Origin of the sequence: Planobispora rosea (assembly GCF_014648175.1) — a bacterium.
Taxonomy (GTDB): domain Bacteria; phylum Actinomycetota; class Actinomycetes; order Streptosporangiales; family Streptosporangiaceae; genus Planobispora; species Planobispora rosea.
Genome location: NZ_BMQP01000022.1, coordinates 1 through 23,092 on the forward strand (window position 1 = coordinate 1; position 23,092 = coordinate 23,092).

The 23,092-nt window shown below is 71.1% G+C and carries 15 protein-coding genes; all 15 read left to right on the forward strand.

The window, feature by feature from the left end; genetic code table 11:
* Positions 1-96 precede the first annotated feature (96 nt).
* The 15 genes from IEZ08_RS21610 (at position 97) to IEZ08_RS21680 (ending at position 23,092) form a co-directional block, all read left to right on the forward strand.
* Positions 97-3,981, forward strand: coding sequence for a DNA-directed RNA polymerase subunit beta' (locus tag IEZ08_RS21610; protein WP_068921145.1), 3,885 nt, complete (start codon positions 97-99; stop codon positions 3,979-3,981).
* A gap of 346 nt (positions 3,982-4,327) precedes the next feature.
* Positions 4,328-5,011, forward strand: coding sequence for a TetR/AcrR family transcriptional regulator (locus IEZ08_RS21615; protein ID WP_268249354.1), 684 nt, complete (start codon positions 4,328-4,330; stop codon positions 5,009-5,011).
* 53 nt (positions 5,012-5,064) lie between these two features.
* Positions 5,065-6,888, forward strand: a complete 1,824-nt coding sequence (locus IEZ08_RS21620) for a TOMM precursor leader peptide-binding protein (protein ID WP_176728371.1) — start codon at positions 5,065-5,067, stop codon at positions 6,886-6,888.
* A complete protein-coding gene (locus IEZ08_RS21625; RefSeq protein WP_189242794.1) occupies positions 6,885-9,263 on the forward strand; it encodes a lantibiotic dehydratase in 2,379 nt (792 codons plus the stop codon). Before IEZ08_RS21620 ends, IEZ08_RS21625 begins: the two co-directional genes overlap by 4 nt.
* Positions 9,260-10,294 (forward strand): cytochrome P450, encoded by a 1,035-nt coding sequence (locus IEZ08_RS21630; protein ID WP_068921149.1) that lies wholly within the window; start codon positions 9,260-9,262, stop codon positions 10,292-10,294. Before IEZ08_RS21625 ends, IEZ08_RS21630 begins: the two co-directional genes overlap by 4 nt.
* 124 nt (positions 10,295-10,418) lie before the next feature.
* Entirely contained in the window at positions 10,419-11,066 is a 648-nt protein-coding gene (locus tag IEZ08_RS21635; protein ID WP_189242795.1) for a DUF5969 family protein, read from the forward strand.
* Between the two features lie 44 nt (positions 11,067-11,110).
* A complete protein-coding gene (locus IEZ08_RS21640) occupies positions 11,111-12,229 on the forward strand; it encodes a methyltransferase (protein ID WP_068921151.1) in 1,119 nt (372 codons plus the stop codon).
* A 26-nt stretch (positions 12,230-12,255) separates the two neighbouring features.
* A complete protein-coding gene (locus IEZ08_RS21645) occupies positions 12,256-13,488 on the forward strand; it encodes a coproporphyrinogen-III oxidase family protein (protein ID WP_176728372.1) in 1,233 nt (410 codons plus the stop codon).
* 134 nt (positions 13,489-13,622) lie between these two features.
* Positions 13,623-13,781, forward strand: coding sequence for a thiomuracin/GE37468 family thiazolyl RiPP peptide (locus IEZ08_RS21650; RefSeq protein WP_229803382.1), 159 nt, complete (start codon positions 13,623-13,625; stop codon positions 13,779-13,781).
* A gap of 57 nt (positions 13,782-13,838) precedes the next feature.
* A complete protein-coding gene (locus IEZ08_RS21655) occupies positions 13,839-16,319 on the forward strand; it encodes a lantibiotic dehydratase (RefSeq protein WP_189242796.1) in 2,481 nt (826 codons plus the stop codon).
* The gene (locus IEZ08_RS21660) at positions 16,312-17,220 is read left to right on the forward strand and encodes a thiopeptide-type bacteriocin biosynthesis protein (protein WP_189242797.1); all 909 of its coding nucleotides are present in this window, start codon (positions 16,312-16,314) and stop codon (positions 17,218-17,220) included. Before IEZ08_RS21655 ends, IEZ08_RS21660 begins: the two co-directional genes overlap by 8 nt.
* Positions 17,201-18,202, forward strand: a complete 1,002-nt coding sequence (locus tag IEZ08_RS21665; RefSeq protein ID WP_189242798.1) for a thiopeptide maturation pyridine synthase — start codon at positions 17,201-17,203, stop codon at positions 18,200-18,202. Before IEZ08_RS21660 ends, IEZ08_RS21665 begins: the two co-directional genes overlap by 20 nt.
* On the forward strand, positions 18,202-19,572 hold the full coding sequence (locus IEZ08_RS21670; protein WP_068921157.1) for a SagB family peptide dehydrogenase: 1,371 nt from the start codon (positions 18,202-18,204) through the stop codon (positions 19,570-19,572). Before IEZ08_RS21665 ends, IEZ08_RS21670 begins: the two co-directional genes overlap by 1 nt.
* Entirely contained in the window at positions 19,560-21,356 is a 1,797-nt protein-coding gene (locus IEZ08_RS21675) for a hypothetical protein (protein WP_068921158.1), read from the forward strand. The genes IEZ08_RS21670 and IEZ08_RS21675 overlap by 13 nt, the downstream gene beginning before the upstream one ends.
* Entirely contained in the window at positions 21,356-23,092 is a 1,737-nt protein-coding gene (locus IEZ08_RS21680; protein ID WP_189242799.1) for a TOMM precursor leader peptide-binding protein, read from the forward strand. The genes IEZ08_RS21675 and IEZ08_RS21680 overlap by 1 nt, the downstream gene beginning before the upstream one ends.

Below are 23,092 nucleotides of genomic sequence, written 5' to 3' on the forward strand. Positions count from 1 at the left end.
CTTCCGCGCCGCGGAGGAGCTCGGCATCGACCTGTCCCGGCGCGAGCCGAGCAGCGTCGAAGAGGTCTGATCTAGAAGCTGAGGAGGGGAAAACACATGTTGGACGTCAACTTCTTCGACGAGCTTCGGATCGGCCTGGCGACGGCTGACGACATCCGCCAGTGGTCGCACGGTGAGGTGAAGAAGCCCGAGACGATCAACTACCGGACCCTCAAGCCCGAGAAGGACGGACTCTTCTGCGAGAAGATCTTCGGTCCGACCCGGGACTGGGAGTGCTACTGCGGTAAGTACAAGCGTGTCCGGTTCAAGGGCATCATCTGTGAGCGCTGCGGCGTCGAGGTGACGCGCGCCAAGGTGCGCCGTGAGCGGATGGGCCACATCGAGCTGGCCGCGCCCGTCACGCACATCTGGTACTTCAAGGGCGTCCCGTCCCGTCTGGGATACCTGCTCGACCTGGCCCCGAAGGACCTGGAGAAGGTCATCTACTTCGCGGCCTACATGATCACGCATGTCGACAAGGACCTGCGTGAGCGTGACCTGCCCTCGCTGGAGGCGAAGATCTCCGTCGAGCGGCAGCACATCGAGCAGCGCCGCGACGCCGACATCGAGGCCCGGCAGAAGAAGCTGGAGGCCGACCTGGCGGAGCTCGAGGCCGCCGGGGCGAAGGGCGACCAGCGCCGCAAGGTCCGCGAGGGCGCCGAGCGCGAGATGCGCCAGCTCCGTGACCGGGCCCAGCGCGAGCTGGACCGGCTGGACGAGGTCTGGAGCCGCTTCAAGAACCTCAAGGTCCAGGACCTGGAGGGCGACGAACTGCTCTACCGCGAGATGCGCGACCGCTTCGGCCGTTACTTCCGCGGTGGCATGGGCGCCCAGGCCATCCAGGAGCGCCTGTCCAACTTTGACCTCGACGCCGAGGCCGAGAACCTGCGCGAGACGATCCGCAGCGGCAAGGGCCAGAAGAAGGCCCGCGCGCTCAAGCGTCTCAAGGTCGTCTCCGCGTTCCTGAACACCCGCAACTCGCCCAACGGCATGGTCCTCGACTGCATCCCGGTCATCCCGCCGGACCTGCGCCCGATGGTGCAGCTCGACGGTGGCCGGTTCGCGACCTCGGACCTGAACGACCTGTACCGCCGGGTCATCAACCGCAACAACCGCCTCAAGCGTCTGCTCGACCTCGGCGCCCCCGAGATCATCGTGAACAACGAGAAGCGGATGCTCCAGGAGGCCGTCGACGCGCTGTTCGACAACGGCCGCCGCGGTCGCCCGGTCACCGGTCCCGGCAACCGCCCGCTGAAGTCCCTCAGCGACATGCTGAAGGGTAAGCAGGGCCGGTTCCGCCAGAACCTGCTGGGCAAGCGTGTCGACTACTCCGGCCGTTCGGTCATCGTCGTCGGCCCGCAGCTGAAGCTGCACCAGTGCGGTCTGCCCAAGCAGATGGCGCTGGAGCTGTTCAAGCCGTTCGTGATGAAGCGTCTGGTCGACCTGAACCACGCGCAGAACATCAAGTCGGCCAAGCGCATGGTGGAGCGTGCCCGCCCGGTCGTGTGGGACGTCCTCGAAGAGGTCATCACCGAGCACCCGGTGCTGCTCAACCGCGCGCCCACCCTGCACCGCCTGGGCATCCAGGCCTTCGAGCCGCAGCTGGTCGAGGGCAAGGCCATCCAGATCCATCCGCTCGTCTGCACCGCGTTCAACGCGGACTTCGACGGTGACCAGATGGCCGTGCACCTGCCGCTGTCGGCCGAGGCACAGGCCGAGGCCCGCATCCTGATGTTGTCCACCAACAACATCCTGAAGCCCGCCGACGGCAAGCCGGTGACCATGCCCACCCAGGACATGATCATCGGTCTCTACTCGCTGACCACCATCAAGGACGACGGCGAGGGCGCCGGCGCGGGGCGGGTCTTCGGCTCGGTCGCCGAGGCGCTCATGGCCTTCGACCGGCGCGAGCTGGACATCCAGGCCAAGATCCAGATCAGGATGAAGGGCGACGTCCCGCCGCCGCGCGGCTGGACGCCCCCGGAGGGCTGGGAGCAGGGCGACACGTACCGGCTGGAGACCACGCTGGGCCGGTGCCTGTTCAACCAGACGCTGCCCGCGAACTACCCGTTCGTTAACATGCAGGTCGGCAAGAAGCAGCTGTCGGTCATCGTCAACGAGCTGGCGGAGAAGTACCCCAAGGTCGAGGTGGCCGCGGCGCTGGACGCGCTGAAGGACGCCGGCTTCTACTGGGCCACCCGCGCCGGTGTCACGATCTCGATCGAGGACGTCGTCGCGCCGCCGAACAAGGCCGAGATCATGGAGTCGTACGAGCGCCGGGCCGACAAGGTCCAGCGCGAGTACGAGCGGGGTCTCATCACGGACGAGGAGCGCCGTCAGGAGCTCATCGAGATCTGGACGCACGCGACCAGTGACGTGACCGAGGACATGCAGAAGGCGTTCCCGAAGAACAACCCGGTCTGGATGATGGTCCAGTCGGGTGCCCGAGGAAACCTCATGCAGGTCCGCCAGATCTCCGGCATCCGCGGTCTGGTGTCCAACACCAAGGGTGAGACGATTCCGCGCCCGATCAAGGCCTCGTTCCGCGAGGGCCTGTCGGTGCTGGAGTACTTCATCTCCACCCACGGTCAGCGGAAGGGTCTGGCGGACACCGCGCTGCGGACCGCCGACTCGGGTTACCTGACCCGTCGTCTGGTGGACGTCGCGCAGGACGTCATCGTCCGTGAGATCGACTGCGGCACCGACCGCTCGGTCCCGCTGCACGTCGGCGAGCGCGACGCCCAGGGCAACCTGGTCAAGGCGGAGAACGCCGAGAGCAACGTGCACGGCCGCATCCTGGCCGAGGACGTCGAGGTGGACGGCAAGATCATCGCGACCGCGGGTGTCGACATCAACGACACCCATGTGACCGCGCTGGTCGAGGCCGGGATCGAGACCGTCAAGACCCGCAGCGCCCTGGTCTGCGAGGCCAAGATCGGTGTCTGCGCCACCTGCTACGGCCGTTCCCTGGCGACCGGCAAGCTGGTGGACGTCGGTGAGGCCGTCGGCATCATCGCCGCCCAGTCGATCGGTGAGCCCGGTACCCAGCTGACCATGCGGACCTTCCACACCGGTGGTGTGGCGGGTGCGGACATCACCCACGGTCTGCCCCGTGTCCAGGAGCTCTTCGAGGCGCGCATCCCCAAGGGTGTCGCCCCGATCAGCGAGGCCGAGGGCCGGGTCCGCATCGACGAGACCGACAAGACCCGCAAGATCGTCATCGTTCCGGACGACGGTTCCGACGAGATCGCGTACCCGGTGTCGATGCGCTCGCGCCTGCTGGTCTCCGAGGGGCAGCGCGTGTCGGTCGGTCAGCAGCTGATCGCCGGTGCGGTCAACCCCAACGAGGTGCTGCGCATCCTCGGCCCGCGGGCCGTGCAGCTGCACCTGGTGGCCGAGGTCCAGCAGGTCTACCGCTCGCAGGGTGTGTCGATCCACGACAAGCACATCGAGATCATCGTGCGCCAGATGCTCAAGCGGGTGAACGTCCTGGAGTCGGGCGACACCGACATGCTCCCCGGCGAGCTGGTCGAGCGGCCGCGCTTCGAGCGGATGAACCGCGAGTGCGTGGCCGAGCAGGGCACGCCGGCCTCCGGCCGCCCGGTGCTCATGGGCATCACCAAGGCCTCGCTGGCGACCGAGTCCTGGCTGTCGGCGGCGTCCTTCCAGGAGACGACCCGGGTGCTCACCGACGCGGCGATCCACGCCAAGTCGGACTCGCTGCTCGGCCTCAAGGAGAACGTCATCATCGGAAAGCTCATCCCGGCCGGTACCGGCATGCCGCAGTACCGCAACATCCGGGTCGAGCCCACCGAGGAGGCCAAGGCCGCGATGTACACGGTCGGGGGCTACGACGGCTCCGCGGCGGACTACACCTTCGGTTCGGGCTCCGGTGAGGCCGTGCCGCTGGAGGAGTACGACTTCGGGCAGTACAACCGGTAAACCACGCAGAACCGACATGCCCGGCGCTTTCGGAAGGCGCCGGGCATTTCGGTATTCGGGACCACCTCGTCCGGGGGCCGGGCATCCATCGTGCGCCCGTGCCGGCCCCTCCCGCGTGAAGGCCGCGACCGACAAAAGCCCAGCATACGACAGGAATTCACCGGGATGATTATTTATCCTTGACGCATTCGATGATCGTGGTTAATGTGACAAAGTGCGTAATGTCCACCTGGTGGGCGTATAGTTATTGGGCTGGGGGCATAATGACTATCCGTATCCGGTCGTGCAACGCGCTGCGGTCGCGGCGGGAAAGCGCGTGACGAGCTCGCGCAGTAATGCCGAACGAGTGGTCCGAATCATCGACGCATCTGCGGAGCTTTTACTCCAGAGGGGATATCGACGGGTGACCGTCGAGGAGGTCGCCAGCCATGCCGGTGTCTCCAAGAGCAGCGTCTACCTGCACTGGAACACGAAGGACGACATCTTCTACGACGCTCTCGACCGCGAGTGCGCCGCGCTCGTGTGCGAGGCCGTCGACCGCGTCAGACGCAACCCGGCCGAAATCCTGGCTCACCGGATGGCGGCCAATCTGCTCCGGATCATCCTGGACAGGCCGCTGCTGCGGGCGCTGCTGATGGGTGACCAGGCGATTCTGGGATCGCTCCGCCATGCGAAGTCGTCCGCTCTCCGATCCCGGACGGCGGCAATTGACGAGCTGATTCACCGATATCTCTCAGCGCTGCAGAAAAACCAACTCATCTGTCCCGACATCGATCTGCGCATCACCCGGAAAGCGGTGTGGGAAATGCTGCGCGGCATGATTTTCTCGGCGGGGACGGAGCCGTTGGGCAAGCCGCGCTCCGCCGAGCTGGCGCAGGTCATGACGGTTACCGTGCGGCGGGCGTTCGAGCCCAGGGGCGTACCGGGGATCGACCGGATCACCGCCGCCGCGGCCGAGGTCTTCGAGGCGTTCGACGAACTCATTCCGACCGCGGAGAACCTGGACTTCGAGCGCCCGATGGTGCTATGACCGTGGCGCCGGCATATCTTTCTCCGGTTTCGAGGACGCTTGTCGGAAACGGTGTGCTCGCCGACCGGCTCTCGGCGGTGCCGGCCGGGCTCGATCCGGATCTGGTGCTGGCCGTATCGGACGCGCCCGATCCCGCGGTGCTCGCCGCGGCGAGAGCGACGGGCCGCCCGGTGCTGCCGGTGATCGCCGAGATGGGGCACGTCCGCATCGGACCGCTGGAACGGCCGGGCGAGCCGGGGTGCTCCGACTGCCTGAGCATCCGCAGACATCGTGCCGCCACCCGGTCGGCCGAACGCGAGGCGGTGTGGCTGAGACACGGCGAGAGCATGGCCGGTGCGATGTCGCCGCTGCTCGTGCCGGCGGCACTGGACCTGGTGGCCGCGCTCGTCGCCGGAGCGGCGGCGGGCCGCGGCGGCATTCTGCTGGTCGACCTCGCCGACCTCGCCGTGACGCCGCACTCGTTCCTGCCCGATCCGCTCTGCGGCCGGTGCGGGGAACTGCCGGACGACAGCCCGGAGCGTGCGCGCGTCACGTTGGTGCCGCGGCCGAAGCCCGCTCTGGACCAGTACCGGGTGTGGGACGCCGAACACGAACTGGACCGCCTGATCCGGACCTACGTCGACGACCACACCGGTCTCGTGAACTCGCTCACCCCGGCGGCGCTCGGTTCGCTCGCCGTCGCGGGAGCGGCGATCCGGCTACGCGGGACGACGGTGTTCGAACCGGGCTTCGGCCGGTCCCGCAGCTACCGCCGCAGCTCGGCCATCGCGTTGCTCGAAGCGCTGGAGCGGTACGGCGCCATCGGCCCCGGCGGCAGGCGCGGAACCGTACGCGCGAGCTACGCGTCCCTGGGCGACCGGGCGGTGGATCCACGGTCGCTGGGCCTGCACCCGCCCACGCACTACGCGCTGCCGGACTTCCCGTACCGGCCGTTCACGGTCGACGCGGTGTGCCGTTGGGTGTGGGGGCACTCGTTCGCGGCCGGTGGTCCCGTGCTGGTGCCGGAGCGCAACGTCTACTACGGGCGCTCCGACGACCAGCCGTTCTGCTACGAGCTCGCCAACGGCTGCGCCCTGGGATCGTGCCTGGAGGAGGCGATCTTCCACGGCATCCTGGAGGTGCTGGAACGCGACGCGTTCCTGCTGACCTGGTACACCCGTGCGCGGGCCCCGCGCATCGATCTCGGCACGGCCCGCGATCCGGGGATCCCGCTGGTCGCCGCGGCGATCACCGCCGAGACCGGTTACCTCGTCGAGTGCTACGACATCACGCCCGACCACGGAGTGCCGTGCGTGTGGGCGCTGGCCCGTACGCTGTCCGGTGAGCCCGCCACGATCAGCGCCGCCGCCGCCGGGACCAGCCTGGAACACGCCGCCGCGGGGGCGCTCGCCGAACTCGGCCCGATGGTGCCGACCGTGCGCGAGCACTTCCCCCCGAACGCCGACCGAGCACGGACGCTGGCCGCCGACGGCAGCCGGGTACGGTCGATGATCGACCATTACCTGGTGTACGGAGTGCGGTCGGCGGCGGAGCGGTTGTCGTTCCTCACCGAGGGGACGACGCGGGTGCCGTTCCCACCGCCTCCCGAAGGGTTCCGGCACCAGGATCTGACCCTCGACCTGGAGTTTCTGATCGACCGGCTCGCGGACGTCGGGCTCGACGTGATCGTGGTCGATCTGACGACACCGGAGCATCGCGCGGGCGGCCTGCGCTGCGTGAAGGTGCTCGTGCCCGGTGCGGTCCCGATGACGTTCGGGGAGCAGAACCGCCGCACCTGGGGGCTGCCGCGACTGCTGGACCCGGCCGCGGTGCGCGGACGGGGGATGCCGGTGCGTGTCCACGCCGACCTGAACCCCGACCCCCACCCGTTCCCGTGAACCGCGCGGTCGCCAGGGTCGGCGGACTGCCGCTGTCCGCTCTGGACGCTCTGGCCTGCCCTGACGCCACGGCTCTGGCCGCCTGTGTCGTCTCGCTCACCGACGAGTTGTCCCGGCGGGCCGCGGTGCTGTCCGACCTCCTGTACGAGGTGATCGGCGCCGCGGAGGAGCACAAGCCCGTCCTGGTGGCGATCCGGCGGGACCTGCACGGGCTGCGTCGGCCCAAGCGGATCGAGGTGCTGCCCGCGGCGCTGCTGGATCGGGTCCATGAGTGGATCTCCCTCTGGGAACAGCGCGCGCGGGCCCGCGCCGCGTTGCCCGAGGTGCTCGCGGGTGAGGCCCGGACGGCCTGGGCGTCGCTGCGGGAGCTGGCCGCCGCTCCGGCGGTACGGCACGGGCTCGCGCACGCCAGCCCGGACCTGTCCGCGGAACTGGAGAAGTGGCTCGCCGACCCGGGGCGACGGCCCCGGGCGGGGACACTGGCGAGCCTGCTGCGCTACGTCACCCGGGTGGCGGCCAAGACGAGTCCTTTCAGCACGTTCACGAGCGTTCACCGCGTGCACTGGGAGATGGAGGGGACGGGCTGGGAGATACCCGACTCACCGCCGACCGTGGTGGTCGAGGCCGATGTGGGACTCCGGCTGCTGGTGGAGTTCATGGTGCCACGATGGCCAGGACCGGCCGCGGCGCGTACGGTCCGGCTGTCGCCGACCGCGTACATGTCCGGGCGGAAGCTGCTCTTCCTCGGCCCGGACGGGCGGACGCGCGCACTCGAACGGACGGCGGCGCTGGATGCCCTCGTCGAGTTGCTGCGTGCCGAGCACGGGGCCCGGTGGGACGTGGTGGCCGGCAAGCTCGCCGCAGAAGACCGCGAGCAGGGGGAGGAGACCCTGGCCCGGCTGGTGCGCGGCGGGCTGGTGGAGGCGGTGGTGCCGGTGCCCGGCCAGGCGGCGAGGCCGTTCGCGGCCCTCGCGGACTGGGCCCGGGCCGCCGAGGTCGCCCATCCGCTGAACCGCATCCAGCAGGCACTGGACCTCACCGGACCCCTCGGCACCGGTGACCCGGCGACATCGGCCTGCACCGAGGCGGCGCGTCGCGTCACCGCCGAACTCCCCGCGCTCAGCCTTCCCGCCATGCCGCTCCCCGAGCTGCGCCGCCGCGTTCTGCGCGAGTCGACCGTCGGCGCGCCCGTCACCTGCGCGCTCCCGGAGTGGCGACCGGCCCTGGCCGACCTGGAACGGGTCCGCCGCTGGCTGGCGGTCCACGATCCGATGTTGCCGCTCCGCCTTTCCCTGGCGGACCACGTCCGCGACTGGTTCGGCCCGGACTCCAGCCCGCCGCTGCTGGAGGTGTACCTCCGGGTCGAGGCGGCTCAGCCGGGGTCGCCGCTCCACCCCGACTTCCTGGAACGCCCCGACCCCCTGGCGGATGTCGCCGACCCGCGCCTGCGCGGACTGCGCGACCTGCGCGTCCGGACGATCGAGGCGCTTCACGGAGGGCGGGCCGAGGAGATGCTCGGCGAACTGCCGGGGTGGATCGGCGACCCGGGACCGGTCACCTGCTACGTCCAGCCCTTCCATGAGGAGGGCGAGCTCAGGCTGGTCCTCAACACCGCGCACGGCGGCCACGGCCGGGGCATCACCCGCTGGAGCAGACTTCTGGGCGGCAGTCCGGTGCGGGTCTCCCCCGGCTACCTGGCCGCCGAGCTGCCGGGGGTCTTCGGGCACAGCTTGAACCTGCGCGCTCCCGGCACGGAATGGGAACTCGACTACCCGGGCGCGGTAGGCCAGGCACCGCCGGATCGCCGCATTCCGCTCACCGAGTTGCAGGTCCGGCACGACCAGGCCAGGGGTCTCGTCACCCTGTGGTGGCCGCGTGCCGGCCGGCGGGTCGTCCCGGTGCACGCGGGCATGATGTCGGAGACGCTCCTGCCGCCGCTGGCGCGGCTGCTCGTCGAGGCGTTCGGTACCACCTACCTGACCCACCCCACCCTCCCGGCGATCCCGCGGGCGAGCGGCCCTCGGATCGATCTCGGCCGTGTCACCCTCGCCAGAGCCCAGTGGACGGTCGGCCAGGACGCCGTTCCCCGGCGGGAAGACGACGACGCCGATCACTTCGTCGCCGTCCAGCGGTGGCTGCGCCGCACCGGGATTCCGCGCCGTTGCTTCGTGCGCGTCCGGGAACGCCAGGTGAGCAGGGACCGGATCGCGTTCGACAAACGGCACAAGCCGGTGTTCATCGACTTCGGCAGCTGGCCGTCGGTGCTGGAGTTCGACCGGATGGTCGAGCGGACGACCGGCGAGCTGGAAGTGGCGGAGGCGCTGCCCGACGGCGATCGGGCCGTGGAGTTCGCGATCGAGGTGGGGGAACCGTGACGCAGTATCCACTGAGCCGTCCGGAGCCGCTCGGGGTCCACCCCGACTACCGGCGGCTCCGTGAGACATGCCCGGTGGCGCGGGTCGGCTCGCCCTACGGCCCGGCCTGGCTGGTCACCCGCTACGCGGACGTGGCGGCGGTGCTGACCGACGCGCGGTTCAGCCGTGCGGCGGCGCCGGAGGACGACGGTGGCATCCTGCTCAACACGGACCCGCCGGAGCACGACAGGCTGCGCAAGCTCATCGTGGCGCACACCGGAACGGCGCGGGTCGAGCGGCTCCGGCCGAGGGCCGAGGAGATCGCGGTCGCGCTGGCACGGCGGATCCCGGGTGAGGGTGAGTTCATCAGCGCGTTCGCCGAGCCGTTCTCGCATCGGGTGCTCAGCCTGTTCGTCGGGCACCTGGTCGGCCTGCCCGCCCAGGACCTGGGTCCGCTGGCCACCGTCGTGACGCTCGCGCCGGTGCCCGACCGGGAGCGGGGAGCCGCCTTCGCCGAGCTGTGCCGGCGGCTCGGGCGCCAGGTGGACCGGGAAACGCTCGCGGTGGTGCTCAACGTCGTCTTCGGCGGGCACGCGGCGGTGGTGGCCGCGCTGGGCTACTGCCTGCTGGCCGCGCTGGACGCACCGCTGCCGAGGCTGGCGGGCGATCCCGAAGGCATCGCCGAGCTGGTCGAGGAGACGCTCCGCCTCGCGCCACCGGGCGACCGGACTCTGCTGCGCCGTACCACGGAGCCGGTGGAGCTGGGCGGGCGGACACTCCCCGCGGGCGCGTTGGTGATCCCGTCGATAGCGGCGGCGAACCGCGACCCGGACCGGCCCGTCGGCCGGCGCATGCCCCGGCATCTGGCGTTCGGCCGAGGCGCGCACGCGTGCCTCGGGATGGCGCTCGCCAGGATGGAGCTGCAGGCGGCGCTCAAGGCGCTGGCCGAGCACGCCCCCGACGTGCGGCTTCCGGCCGGGACGGGCGCCCTCGTGCGAACACATGAAGAATTGTCGGTGAGCCCTCTTGCGGGAATCCCGATTCAGAGGTAAGAGCGAAAAGTCGAGAATACGGTTTTGGTCAGCGGGTTCGGATTCCTTGCGATGTCCGTAACGCGACAATAGCCTCGAATCAGCGAGCAGAAAGACTAGCGCTGTAGGGATTCGAGGGAGAACCGTGTCGGCAGAACACCCTTACCACGACAGGCTGCGCGCCTTGTTCGCGTATCTTCGGAAAGTCGACAGCGACCCGGCCGTGGCGTCCGAGCTCCAGGAGGACCCGGAGAAAGCCCTGCGTGCAGCAGGTGTGGATCAGGCATTCGACCGTCCGGAAGCCTTTCAGGCTTTCGTCGGGAAACTGTCGGCGCTGAGCGGTGAAGCGTGGCTCGCGACTGTTCACTCGATGATTGAATTATGTGAGAACGGCTCCGACGTGCAGCCGCCGACGGGGCCGAATATCTCATTCCGGCTCTCCGGGGACGGCAGTGTCACCGCTATCGCCAACCGCGGCGAAGTCGCCAAGAAGGTGCAGCCCAATCCGTTCTACACGAGTGGGAAGAGCGCGTCGGCGGGCAGCCGGCTGCGCATTTACCCCGAGTACGCGACCAGCGAGCTGTCGGCGCGGCTGAGCGAGCGTTATCTCTCGACGTTCTACCAGCGCACCCTGCTCAAGCGCGTCGTTCTCGACCCGGCCACCGTCGTCGAGGACGCGGACGCCGGTGAGGGCGTCACCGTGAGCCGGTCGCACTACAAGGGCGTCGAGTTCGACCTGCACACCAGGGCCGAGGGCGCGGACCGCGAGATCATCGCCGCGTTCGTGCGCTGATCATCGGCACAACGACCACGACATCACATCCACGGAGGCTCGGGATGCTCAGCAGCGCCCTGGAAGTAGACATCGACGAGGCGGCCGTCGCCGCCGACCTCAGAGAACTGGCCGCGGCACTCGACCGCAGCGGCTACGGAGAGATCCTGACGTGCTTCCTGCCGCAGAAAGCGCAGGCCCACATCTGGGCGCAGACCGCGGCGAAGATCGATGGTCCGCTGCGGACCCTGATGGAGCTCTTCCTGCTCGGCCGCGCGGTGCCGCAGGACGACCTCCCGCCCCGGATCGCCGCGGTGATCCCCGGCCTCGTCTCCGCGGGGCTGGTCAAGACGGGGCAGGGCGCCGTGTGGCTGCCCAACCTCATCCTGCTCCGGCCGATGGGCCAGTGGCTGTGGTGCCAGCGCCCGCACCCCTCGCCCACCATGTACTTCGGCGACGACTCGCTCGCGCTGGTGCACCGCATGGTGACCTACCGCGGCGGCCGCGCCCTCGACCTGTGCGCGGGGCCGGGCGTGCAGGCGCTGACGGCGGCGCTGCGCAGCGAGCACGTCACGGCGGTCGAGATCAACCCGGTGGCGGCGGCGCTGTGCCGTACCAACATCGCCATGAACGGACTCTCGGACCGGATGGAGGTCCGCCTCGGCAGCCTCTACGACGTCGTGCGGGGCGAGGTCTTCGACGACATCGTGTCGAACCCGCCGCTGCTGCCGGTCCCCGAGGACGTGCAGTTCGCGTTCGTCGGCGACGGCGGCCGTGACGGCTTCGACATCTCCTGGACCATCCTCGACGGCCTGCCCGAGCATCTGTCCGACCGCGGAGCATGCCGCATCGTCGGCTGCGTGCTGAGCGACGGCTACGTGCCCGTCGTGATGGAAGGCCTCGGCGAATGGGCGGCGAAGCACGACTTCGACGTGCTGCTGACCGTCACCGCCCATGTCGAGGCGCACAAGGACTCCTCCTTCCTGCGCAGCATGTCGCTGATGTCGAGCGCGATCTCCGGCAGGCCCGCCGAGGAACTGCAGGAGCGCTACGCCGCGGACTACGCCGAGCTCGGCGGCTCCCACGTGGCGTTCTACGAGCTGTGCGCGCGGCGCGGCGGCGGCTCGGCCCGGCTCGCGGACGTCTCCGCCACCAAGCGCTCCGCCGAGGTCTGGTTCGTCTGACCTGCCACCGACCGGACGGGATCGCTATGTCGACGACACTTCGCGGAACAGGCGGCGCAGTCGCCGAGCAGCCCTTGCTGATCTACGTGAACGTTCCGTTCTGCAACTCCAAATGCCACTTCTGCGACTGGGTCACCGAGGTGCCCCTTGCGGATCTGCGGCTCACGCCGGACTCCTCGCCGCGGCAGCGTTACATCGCCGCGCTGGTGCAGCAGATCGAGACCCACGCCCCGGTCCTGACCGGCTTCGGCTACCGGCCGGAGATCATGTACTGGGGTGGCGGCACGGCCAGCATCCTCTCGATCGACGAGATCGAGGCGGTGGCCGGCGCGCTGTCGTCGCGGTTCGACATGAGCGGACTCACCGAGGCCACCATCGAGGGCAGTCCGGAATCCCTGGACCCGGACAAACTGAAGCTGTTCCGCGCGGCCGGGTTCAACCGGATCAGCATCGGCGTCCAGGCGTTCGATGACGCCCGCCTGCGTCGCATCGGCCGCGTCCACTCCGCGGAACAGGCGGTGCGCGCGGTCGAGATGGCCGCCGAGGCGGGGTTCGACAACATCAACATCGACCTGATCGTCGGATTCCCCGGCCAGGAGGTCGACGAGGTGTCCCACATGATCCAGCGGGCCGTCACCCTGCCGGTCAACCACTTCTCCGTGTACCCGTACCGTCCGACGAACGGGACGGTGATGCGCAAACAGGTACGGCGCGGCAACAGCGAGATCGATGTGGACGAGCAGCTGCGGTCCTACGCCTACGCCCGTGACCTGCTCGCCGAACACGGATTCGACGAGTACGCCACCGCCTACTTCGGCGGCCCCCGGTGCGAGTCCGACGAGGTCTACTACAAGCTCACCATGGACTGGATCGGATTCGGCTCCGGTGCGAACTCCCTGATCGGGACGCGGTTCCTGCTGAACGAGCGGGGGGCCCTCCACCGGTTCAGCGCGGCGCCGCAGCGGTTCGACTCCGACATCCCGGCGTCCTCACCCCACCTGACACGCCATTTCCTGGCGCAGGCGCTGACCACCGTGGACGGCATGGACGCGCGGACGTTCCAGCAGCGCACCGGCCGTTCGCTGCGGGCGGCGTGCGAGGAGCCCGCCGTACGGCGGATGCTCGAGCAGATCAACCGGCGTGGCCGGCTGATCATCGACTCGCGCGGCATCCGTCTGCACCGCGACGACATGGCCTCGACCTACATCACGATGAACAGCGTCGACCTGTACGCCGCGACCGAGCAGATCGGCGGATGACCACGGGTCCTCCCGCCGATCCCGCTCCACAGTCTTCGCGATCCCGTGTGTCCGTCCCATGGGGGGACGGGCGTGCCGGTCGACCGCCATGGGGTCGTGGAGGAACGACAAGACAAGGAAAGGAGATGAGCGAGATGGAGTTGAACCTTAACGACCTGCCCATGGACGTCTTCGAGATGGCCGACAGCGGCATGGAAGTCGAGTCACTCACCGCGGGACACGGGATGCCCGAGGTCGGTGCCTCGTGCAACTGCGTGTGCGGCTTCTGCTGTTCCTGCAGCCCGTCCGCGTGACGATCAAGGAGTGCCGCCGGCCTCGGCCGGCGGCACTCCGCCTGCGAGGGGGAGACGATGCGTGTGGAGAAAGGCCACGAGATCGTGGTCCGGGTCGCGGGGGTGCCCGCGGCCGTTCTCGGCGGACTGCGCCTGCCGCACTCCGCCGCACTCGTCACGCATCTCATCGCGGAGGACCACCGGCTGACGGCCGAGGCCGCCGTGCTCTCCGACGACCTCTTCGAGCTGATCGGCGACGCCGGACCCGCGCGCGCCGCGCTGGTCGGCCTGCGACGCGCGCTCGCCCCCGGACGTCGCCGCCCCTCCGCGCGACTGATCGAACGGTGCCCCCTGCCGGAGCCCCTGGCCGGCCGGATCACCGCGTGGGCGCGGGCACGGGCGGAATGGGACGGACGGCGCCGCGAACTCGACGACCTGCTGACGAAGGAACGCGCCGACGTGCTCGGCCACGTACGCGCGGCCTGCGCCGACCCCGCGTTCCGGCGGGGCCTGTTCCTGTCCGGCGCCGAACTGTCCGGCACGCTCGACCGCTGGCTGGCCGACCCGGACCGCCCGCCCCGGCCCGGAAAGGTGCTCAGACTCGTCAAATACCTCGCGCGCGCCTCGGCCAAGACCAGCCCGTTCGGCTCCTTCATGGTGAGCGCGCTCACCGGCTGGAGCGACGACGGCATGGGCGCACCGGAGTCCGTCGAGGTGACCGAGCCGTCCGGCGCGTTCCTCGACGCCGTCCGTGACGCGTTGCTCGCCGACCCGCGGCTGGCTGACCGGGTGCCGTTGCGTCCCAACCCGAGCCTGACCGAGGCCGGCGACGCGCTGATGTTCGTGTCCGGGCAGACCGGGGAGCGGATCGCCACGGTCGGGCGGGTGCCCGCGGTCGAGCTCTGCCTGCGGCACGCCGAGTCCCGGCCCACCGCGCCCCGGCTGGCCGGGCTGCTGACCGAGGCGGGTGCCGACCCCGGCGAGGCCGCCCGGTTCGTCTCCCGGATGGTGACGGCGCAGCTGCTGGTGCCGTGCCCGCCGGTCACCGACGACGATCACGACCCGTTCGGCGCCTGGGCCCGCTGGGCGGACCTTCCCGAACTGCGCGAGCTGTCGGCCGCGTTGCGTCCCGTACGGCTCGGACGGCATGGCCGCTCCGGACCCTCCGGACCGTCCGGCCCGGACGCCCACCGGCGGCGCCGGGAGAGGACCGCCGCCGCGCTCACCGCCGTGGCGGAACGTCTCGGCATCGACCCGCCCGCCGAACCCGCGCACGAGGTCGAGGTCGGCGTCGGCAGACCGGCGCCGCCGGCGCTGCCCGACGACGTGCTCGCCGATCTGGACGCCGTCCGCCGATGGCTGTCGGTGTTCGACTGGAAGATCCCCGTCCGGGTGAGCGTGGGCGCGTACTGCCGGGAGCACTTCGGCCCCGGTTCCCGGACACCGTTCCTGCTGGTGTGCCGGCAGGCCACGGCGGCCTTGCCCCACTTGTTCGGACCGGCCGCGATGCCGTGGTTCTCCGACCTGACCGGCAGCCCACGCCTGCGCGAGCTGGACCGCCTCCGGGAGCGGGCCCGCGGGCTGGCCCGCTCGGGCGCTCTCGACCGCCGGGAGGTCCTGGACGACACCGCCGACTGGCCCGCGTGGCTGACCTCACCCGCCTCCGTCGGCTTCTACCTGCAGCTCCTTCCCGGAGAGCCCGGGAAGGTCGTGCTGAACGCCGTCCACGCCGGACACGGCCGGGCGTCCGGACGCCTCCACCACCTCCTCGGCCGGGCGGGCGCCGCACCGGAGCGCCCCGCGCGGCCGGGCCCGCCCCTGGCCGAGATCGGCGGGAGGTTCGGTTCGGCGCTCAACACCCGCACGCCGAGCACGCTCCTGGAGATCGACCATCCCGGCGCGGCCTCCGGCCGCGACCCCGGCCATCGGATCCGTCTCGGCGAGCTCATGGTCGTCCACGATCCGGAGACCGATCTGGCCTTCCTGCACAGCGAGCGGTTCGGGCGGATCGAACCGGTGCACCTCGGCATGATGGGCGAGCTGGCGCTGCCCGCCGTGGCCGGGTTCCTCGAACGCGCCTTCGCGCCCACCTACCTGTTCCACCCGAGCGTCCCCCCGCTGATCTCCCTGCGAGACCTCGCCGGAACCGCCGCGACCCGGCGGTTCCCCCGCGTGTCCGTGGGCGGCGTCATCGTGCAGCGTGCCCGCTGGACCGTGCCCGCCGACCGGGTGCCCGCCCGTTCGGGACCGGACGCGGACCATTCGGGATCGGACGGAGACCATCTGCTCGCCCTCGCCCGGTGGCGGCACGCCGAAGGCATCCCCGAACGGTGCTTCGTCCGCGGCTGGAGCCCCGGCGCCGCGTTCGGCAAGGCCCGCAAACCCCTGTACGTCGATTTCGCCTCCTGGCACCTGACGACCCTGTTCGAGCGGGAGGCACGCTCGAACGCCGCCGTCGTCATCGACGAGGCCCTGCCGGACCCCCTGGCCGAAGGCGCTCCGGCCCACGTGACCGAGTACCACATCGAGATCGACACCGGAGGGACGGCTGATGCCTGACCAGCCGACCTGGCTCGGAGCGCACCTGCACTACCGTGGCGACCTCGACATGATGTTGCGGGACGCGGTGGCGCCGCTGGTGCGCGCGCTCGGCACCGACTTCTTCTTCCTGCGCTACTGGGACGGAGGCAGCCACGTGCGGCTGCGGCTGCGCGGAGCCGACGAGGCCGTCGTCGCCGACCACATGAACGCGTACTTCGCCGCGCATCCCGCACCGGAGACCATGACCCAGCAGGAGTACGCCCGGGTCGCCGCGGTGCTGGCCGACCGCGAGGGCATGACGCACCACCTCACATCGCTCCGGCCGAACAACTCCGTGGAGTTCGTGCCCTACCGGCCCGAGACCGGCAAATACGGCACCGGGGAGACGTTACGCGCCGTCGAGCGGCACTTCGTCGAATCCAGCCGGTCCGCGCTGGACATCATCGGCCGCTCACCGACCGGCAACCAGCGGGAACTCGCCGTGCTGGGCATCCTGCTGCTGGCCTGGTACGCCGCCGGGGTGCCGGAGGAACGGCTGCCCGGCGCGGCCGAGACGTTGTGCCGGGGCTGGCGCGGTGGTCACGACCTGCCCGAGGACCGGGTGGAACGAGAGTTCGCCGGCGTGCGGGAGCGGGTCGTGCGACTGGCCGGCTCGCTGCGCGGCCTCGAACCGAGGCCGGATCATCCCGGCACCAGCCTGCACGCGTGGGCGGCGACGTTCGCGCGGCTCGGCGCCGCGCTGGCCGGACCGGACCGGCTGCGGGTGCTCGACAACTGCGCTCACCTGGCGGCCAACCGGCTGGGCGTGTCCATGGCGGCCGAGGTGCGCCTGCGGCTGCTCGCCGTACGGGCGTTGCGTGAGACGGCTTCCCCGAGACCGTTTCGGTGCGGAGGTGACGGTGACCTGGCGACGCTTTGACGTGGCCTACCACGACCCGGATCTCGACCGGCTGATCCTGGCGGCGCGGCCGCTGCTCTCGGAGAGCCCCGGCCGCGGCTGGTTCCAGCGGCACTGGGTACGCGGCCCGCATCTGGAGCTCTGGTTCGACCACCCGGAACCCTCGTGGGAGCGGGTGCGGGAGGTGCTGGGCACCCACCTGCGCGCCCACCCGTCCCGCACCGGGATCGACCCGGACCGGCTGCTGCCCCAGCACCGCCGCCTGGCCCTCGCCGAGCAGATCGACGAGCCGCTGCTGCCCTTCTACGACGACAACACGCTGCACCGGGCCGTGCCGCGGTCCCGCGTGCACGTGCTGGGCAGCGCGGCGGCCGAGGATCTGTTCCACGACTTCCACGCCGCCGCCAGCACCGCGGCGTTCGACCAGCTCGACGCGGTGGTGGCGGGGGAGTCCCGGCTGGGGCTGGCGTTCGAGCTGATGATCGCGGCGGCGCACGCCCACGCCGAGGGCGGCATCACCGGCGGGTTCGTGTCGTTCCGCTCACACGCCGAGGCGTTCCTGGCCGGCGCCGCCGGCCTGCGCGAGCGCTGGGAGGCCGAGTACCGCACCCGCGCGGAGGCGTTGCGCGCGCAGGTCGCCGCCGTGGTCACCGGGACCCCGCGCGGCCGGGCCTGGACCGGGTTGCTCGACGGGTTCGCCGGCCGCGGCGACGAGTTGATCGCGTCCGGCGCCCTGACGGTCGAGCCCGCCTCACCGACCGCGGCCGCCGAGCCGGACACCGAGTTCCACCGGGCGTTACGCGCCAACCGGACCTGGCACGACGAGGTGCTGCGGTCACCGTCGTTCCGCCGGTACCGGCTGCTGCTCAACCTGACGTACCTGCAGATGTCCCGGCTGGGGGTGACCGCCGTGCAGCGGTCGCTGCTGTGCCACTTCGCCGCCTCGGCGGTCGAGGAGGAGTACGGGGTGTCCGCCATCGAGATCGCCGTAGGAGGCATGTGATGTCAGTACAGGCTGATTCGGTCGTGGCGCACCGGTGGGCGCTGCGGTCCGGCGTCTACCGCGCCACCGCGGCCAACGGCGACCTCATGCTCGCGGCCTGGCCGCACACCGCGATGCTCGGGCATGCGTCCCCGCAGCTGCTGGCGTTGCTGGACGCGCTGGCCGAAGGACCGGTGCCGGTCGACGAGCCCGGCATGTCGGCCACGCTGGACCGGTTGCGCGCGGGCGGCTGGCTCTCCAGGACGGTCTCCTGCGCGGGACGCGACCTCTACACGGTCACTCCGCTCGCCGCGCCCACCGAGGCTCCGGCGCCCGCGGGGGAGCTGAGGCTGTCCCGCTTCGCGGTGCTGCGGAACACCCCGGAGGGGCTGGTGCTGGAGATGCCCGGCTCGTGGTGCGACATCCGCGTGCACGACCCCGCGGTGGCCGCGCTGCTCGCCGACCCGTCCGGTGACGCGGGGCTGCCCGCCGACGCCGCCGCGGCGGTGCGCGCCGATCTGGTCGCCGCCGGGATGCTGGTGGCGGAGGAGGAGGAGCGGGAGCCGTTCGAACGGCGGCAGTGGAGCACGCACGAACTGTGGTTCCACGAACGCAGCAGGCTCGGCAACCGCGGCTGGTTCGGCGGCGCCCACTTCGGCGGCACCTTCTGGGCGCGCGGCGTGCACGAGCCCCCGCCCGCGCGGCCGTCGCCCTACCCCGGCGAGGCCGTCCCCCTCGCACGGCCGGATCTCGCGACGCTCCGCCGCACCGATCCGACGCTCACGACCGTGCTGGAGGACCGGGAGAGCGTCCGCGACCACGACGACGACGCCCCGATCACCGCCGAGCAGCTGGGTGAGTTCCTCTACCGCTGCGCACGGGTGCGCCTGCTCCGCACCATCGAGGGGTTCGAGTACTCCAGCAAGCCCTATCCCGGCGGCGGGTCCGCGTACGAGCTGGAGGTGTACCCGATCGTCCGGCTGGCCGCGGACCTGACGGCGGGCATGTACCACTACGACGCCCATGACCACCTGCTCCGCCCCGTCCAGCCGCTGGGCCACCCGTCGGTGCGCAGGTTGCTGAAGGTCGCCACCGAGTCGTCCGTGACGAAGGCGCCGCCCCAGGTGCTGCTCGTGATCAGCGCACGGGTCGGCCGCATCATGTGGAAGTACGAGGCCATGGGCTACGCCCTGATGCTCAAGCACGTCGGCGTGCTGCAGCAGACGATGTACGCGGTCGCGACCGCCATGGGCCTGGCCCCCTGTGCGCTGGGCAGCGGCGACGACCTGGCGTTCACCGGCGCCACCGACCGGGACCGGCTCACCGAGTGCGCGGTCGGGGAATTCATGATCGGCAGCCGTAGGAAGGAGCTCGCGACATGGCAGCTCTGAACGTCCTGCTGCGCCCCGACGCGTACTACGCCGAGGTCGACGGCGGCGTCTACTTCATCAGCCACCAGGGCGAGACGTTCATCGCCGGTCCTACGGTGCACCAGTGGCTCGACCGCCTCGCGCCGCTGCTCGACGGCACCCGCACCCTCGACCGGCTCACCGCGGGCCTGCCCGCCGACCGGGCCGCGTTCGTCACCAAACTCGTCGGCGTCCTCGCCGAGCGCGGCCTGGTGCGCATGGTCGGCCCCGGCACGCCGGACACGCTCACCGACGCCGAACGCCACGAGTACCGCGGACTGCTGTCCTATCTCGGCTACTTCAGCGACTCACCCGGCCACGTCCTCGAAAACGTCCTCGACACCCCGACCGTGATCATCGGATCGGACCCGCTGGCGGCCGAGCTGAGCCGCGCGTGCGCCGCCGCGGGACTGCGGAAGGTCGAGATGGCCGACGAGGTGGGCACCGCCCAGGTCGTGGTACACGTGGCCGACCGCGCCGAACCGGAGCGAGCCGTACGGCTGGAGCGGCTCTGCGCCGCGTCCGGAGCCCTGCTGGCGCAGGTCATGCCCGTGGCGGACGGCATCTGGTGGCAGCCCGCGGCCCGGGGCGGTGGCTTGGCGAGCGCCTGGCGCAGGCACCGGGCACTGGCAGGTCCGGTCCCGGCGGCCGGCCCTCCGGACCCGGTGGCGGCCAAGGTGGTGGCGAACCAGGTGGCGCACGACGTGTTCCGGCTCCTGACCGGTCTGCGCGAGGAGACCGCGCCCCGGCTGGTGGTGTTCGACCCGCGGACCATGGCGAGCACCACGCATCCGATCATTCCGCACCCGCTCGACCTGCCCGCCGAACCGCTGGACGAGGCCGCGTTCCTCGACCGGATCACCTCGCTGCGCACCGCCCCCGCGGTGAGCGAGGAGGAGTTCTCCCGGCGGGCCAAGGGGCTGATGGACGGGAGAACCGGACTGTTCGCCGAGATCGACGAGGGCGATCTCGCGCAGTTGCCGCTGCACGTCACGGCGACCACGGTGTCCGACCCGTGCGGGAGACTGGGCGACGCGCCCAGGCCGGTGGTCACCGGCGCCGGTTTCACCTTCGAGGAGGCCCGCTACCGGGCGGCGCTCGCGGCCCTGGCGCGCGCCGGCACGCTGACGCTCGACGAACGGCGGCTGATCGACGGCCACGTGCACGCCTACGACCTGGTGGACCACACGGCACGCCTGGTGCCGGCGGAGACCGTCTTCGGCGCGTCGCGTGGTGCCGCGGCGGCGTACTCATGGGACGAGGCGGTCGCCGCGGGCCTGACCGCCCACGCGGCCGCGCTCACCCTCGACGGGATCGCGCACGTCACCGAGCCGTTCGGGCGGGTGGACCTGACGGAGGCGCCGGAGTACTGCCTGGCGATGATCCGCGCGCTCGGCGAGAAGCCGGCCGTGTACGACGTCACCGGACCGCTGGGTGCGCCCACGGTGGTCGGGACGCTCTCCGGCGGGGCCACCGCGTGCGGTGCGGCCCTGACGATCGAGGCCGCCGTGGCCGCATGCCTCCGCGACCTGCTGCTGGTCCGCCAGGCCGAGATCAACGATCAGCCGGTCTACGCCCCGGCGCCGTGCGCGCCCCCGTCCCCGGCGCTTCAGGGGGATCACCTGGCGCCCCGGCGGCCGGGCACCGATGTGCCCACGCTCGTGGCGAGACTGGCCGAGCAGGGCCGCCGTCCGCTGGCGGTGCCGCTCGACCACGACCCGGCCGTGCACGCGGCCCTGCCCTTCGTCGTCCAGGTGGTGTGCTGATGATCCGTGTGCCGGACAGCGGCGAACTGACCGTCGCGCTGGAGAAAGGCCCGAGGCTCCCGGTCCGGACGGAACTGGGCCGGATCACCGTCGGCCCGCTGGAACGGCCGGGCGTGCCGGGGTGCCGGGAATGCGTGCGCGTCCGGGAGAGGCGCGTCCAGCCCGACGCCCGCAAGGCCGAAGCCGTGCGCGCCCTGCACACCCCGGCAGCGAGTCAGTGGCTCACCCCGCTCGCCACCGACCTGGTCCACACCCTGGTCGCGAGCGAGGCCGCCGCGCTGGCGGCCGACGCGGAGCCCCGGACCGTGAACGCCGTGCTGGAGATCGACCTGATGACCCTGGAGATCACCCGGCACCGGTTCCTGCCGGATCCGCTGTGCGCGCACTGCGGGGACCTGCCGCCGGACGCCCCGGCGGAGCTCACCCTCCGGTCCCGGCGCAAGCTCGGCGGCAGCCCGCGGACCAGGGAGATCGAGCTCGACGCGCTCTTGGAGACCTACGTGGACGGCCGGACCGGCATGATCCGCCCGCTGAAGACCGGCGTGCAGGGCGGTCTCACGGTGGCGAGCGCGATGCTGCCGATCCGCGCGGGCAACGGCCTCGAACCGGGCGTCGGCCGCACCCGGAACTACCGCGCCAGCAAGCTCACCGCCGTGCTGGAGGCGCTGGAACGCTACGGCGGCGTGAGTCCCGGGGGCCGCCGCACGGTGATCAGGTCCGCCTACCGCGACATCGCCGGTGACGCCGTCCACCCCGATGGGTTCGGCACGCATCCGGAGGAGAACTACGACCGTCCCGACTTCGAGTTCCGCCGGTTCACCGAGGACACGGTGTGCCGATGGGTGTGGGGCTACTCGTTCGCGCAGTCGCGGCCCGTCCTGGTGCCGGAGAATCAGGTCTACTACTACGCCCGGCACATGCCCGACGGCGAGAAGCCGTTCGTCTTCGAGGTCTCCAACGGATGCGCGCTCGGCTCGTGTCTGGAGGAGGCGATCCTCCACGGCCTGCTGGAGGTCGTCGAACGCGACGCGTTCCTGCTCACCTGGCATGCCCGGCGGCAGGTCCCGGTGCTGGACCCCGCGCTGGCGGCCGACCCGGTGCTGCCGATGCAGGTCGCCGCGATCACTGCTGAGACGGGACATCGGGTGCTGTGCTTCGACACCACGGCGGAACACGGCATCCCGAGCGTGTGGGTCATGGCGGTGGACGCCGAACGCCGCCCGGACCAACCCGCCACCGCCCACGCCGCCGGCTCGGCGCTCACGCTGGAGAAGGCCACGATGAACGCCCTCAGCGAACTGGGACCGCTGCTGGCGGATGTGATCCGCCGCTACCCGCAGCAGCGGGAGCGGGCGCAGGCCATGGTCCGCGACCCGGAGGAGGTCGTCACCATGCACGACCACTCGATCCTCTACGCCGCGCCGGAGGCGGCGGACCGGCTGGACTTCCTCATCGGCCGCGCCGACGGCCCGAAGGCGGGGTTCGGCACGGACCGGTTCACCGGTGACGACCTCACCGCGGACCTGCGGGCCATGATCGATGCGGTGCTGGCGGCCGGAATGGACGTGGTGGTGGTCGACCAGACCACCCCCGAGCACCTGGCGGGCGGATTCCGCTGCGTGAAGGTGCTGGTGCCCGGCGCGTTGCCGATGACGTTCGGCCATCGGCACCGGCGGCTGGGAAACCTGCCGCGGCTGGAGACCGTACGGACCACCGATCCGCACCCGTTCCCGTGA

What these genes read in the sequence shown, in the direction of transcription:
- IEZ08_RS21610 (WP_068921145.1), top strand. Translation starts at nt 97, where the DNA reads ATGTTGGACGTCAACTTCTTCGACGAGCTTCGGATCGGCCTGGCGACG.
- IEZ08_RS21640 (WP_068921151.1), top strand. Translation starts at nt 11,111, where the DNA reads ATGCTCAGCAGCGCCCTGGAAGTAGACATCGACGAGGCGGCCGTCGCC.
- IEZ08_RS21645 (WP_176728372.1), top strand. Translation starts at nt 12,256, where the DNA reads ATGTCGACGACACTTCGCGGAACAGGCGGCGCAGTCGCCGAGCAGCCC.
- IEZ08_RS21650 (WP_229803382.1), top strand. Translation starts at nt 13,623, where the DNA reads ATGGAGTTGAACCTTAACGACCTGCCCATGGACGTCTTCGAGATGGCC.
- IEZ08_RS21655 (WP_189242796.1), top strand. Translation starts at nt 13,839, where the DNA reads ATGCGTGTGGAGAAAGGCCACGAGATCGTGGTCCGGGTCGCGGGGGTG.
- IEZ08_RS21660 (WP_189242797.1), top strand. Translation starts at nt 16,312, where the DNA reads ATGCCTGACCAGCCGACCTGGCTCGGAGCGCACCTGCACTACCGTGGC.
- IEZ08_RS21670 (WP_068921157.1), top strand. Translation starts at nt 18,202, where the DNA reads ATGTCAGTACAGGCTGATTCGGTCGTGGCGCACCGGTGGGCGCTGCGG.
- IEZ08_RS21675 (WP_068921158.1), top strand. Translation starts at nt 19,560, where the DNA reads ATGGCAGCTCTGAACGTCCTGCTGCGCCCCGACGCGTACTACGCCGAG.
- IEZ08_RS21680 (WP_189242799.1), top strand. Translation starts at nt 21,356, where the DNA reads ATGATCCGTGTGCCGGACAGCGGCGAACTGACCGTCGCGCTGGAGAAA.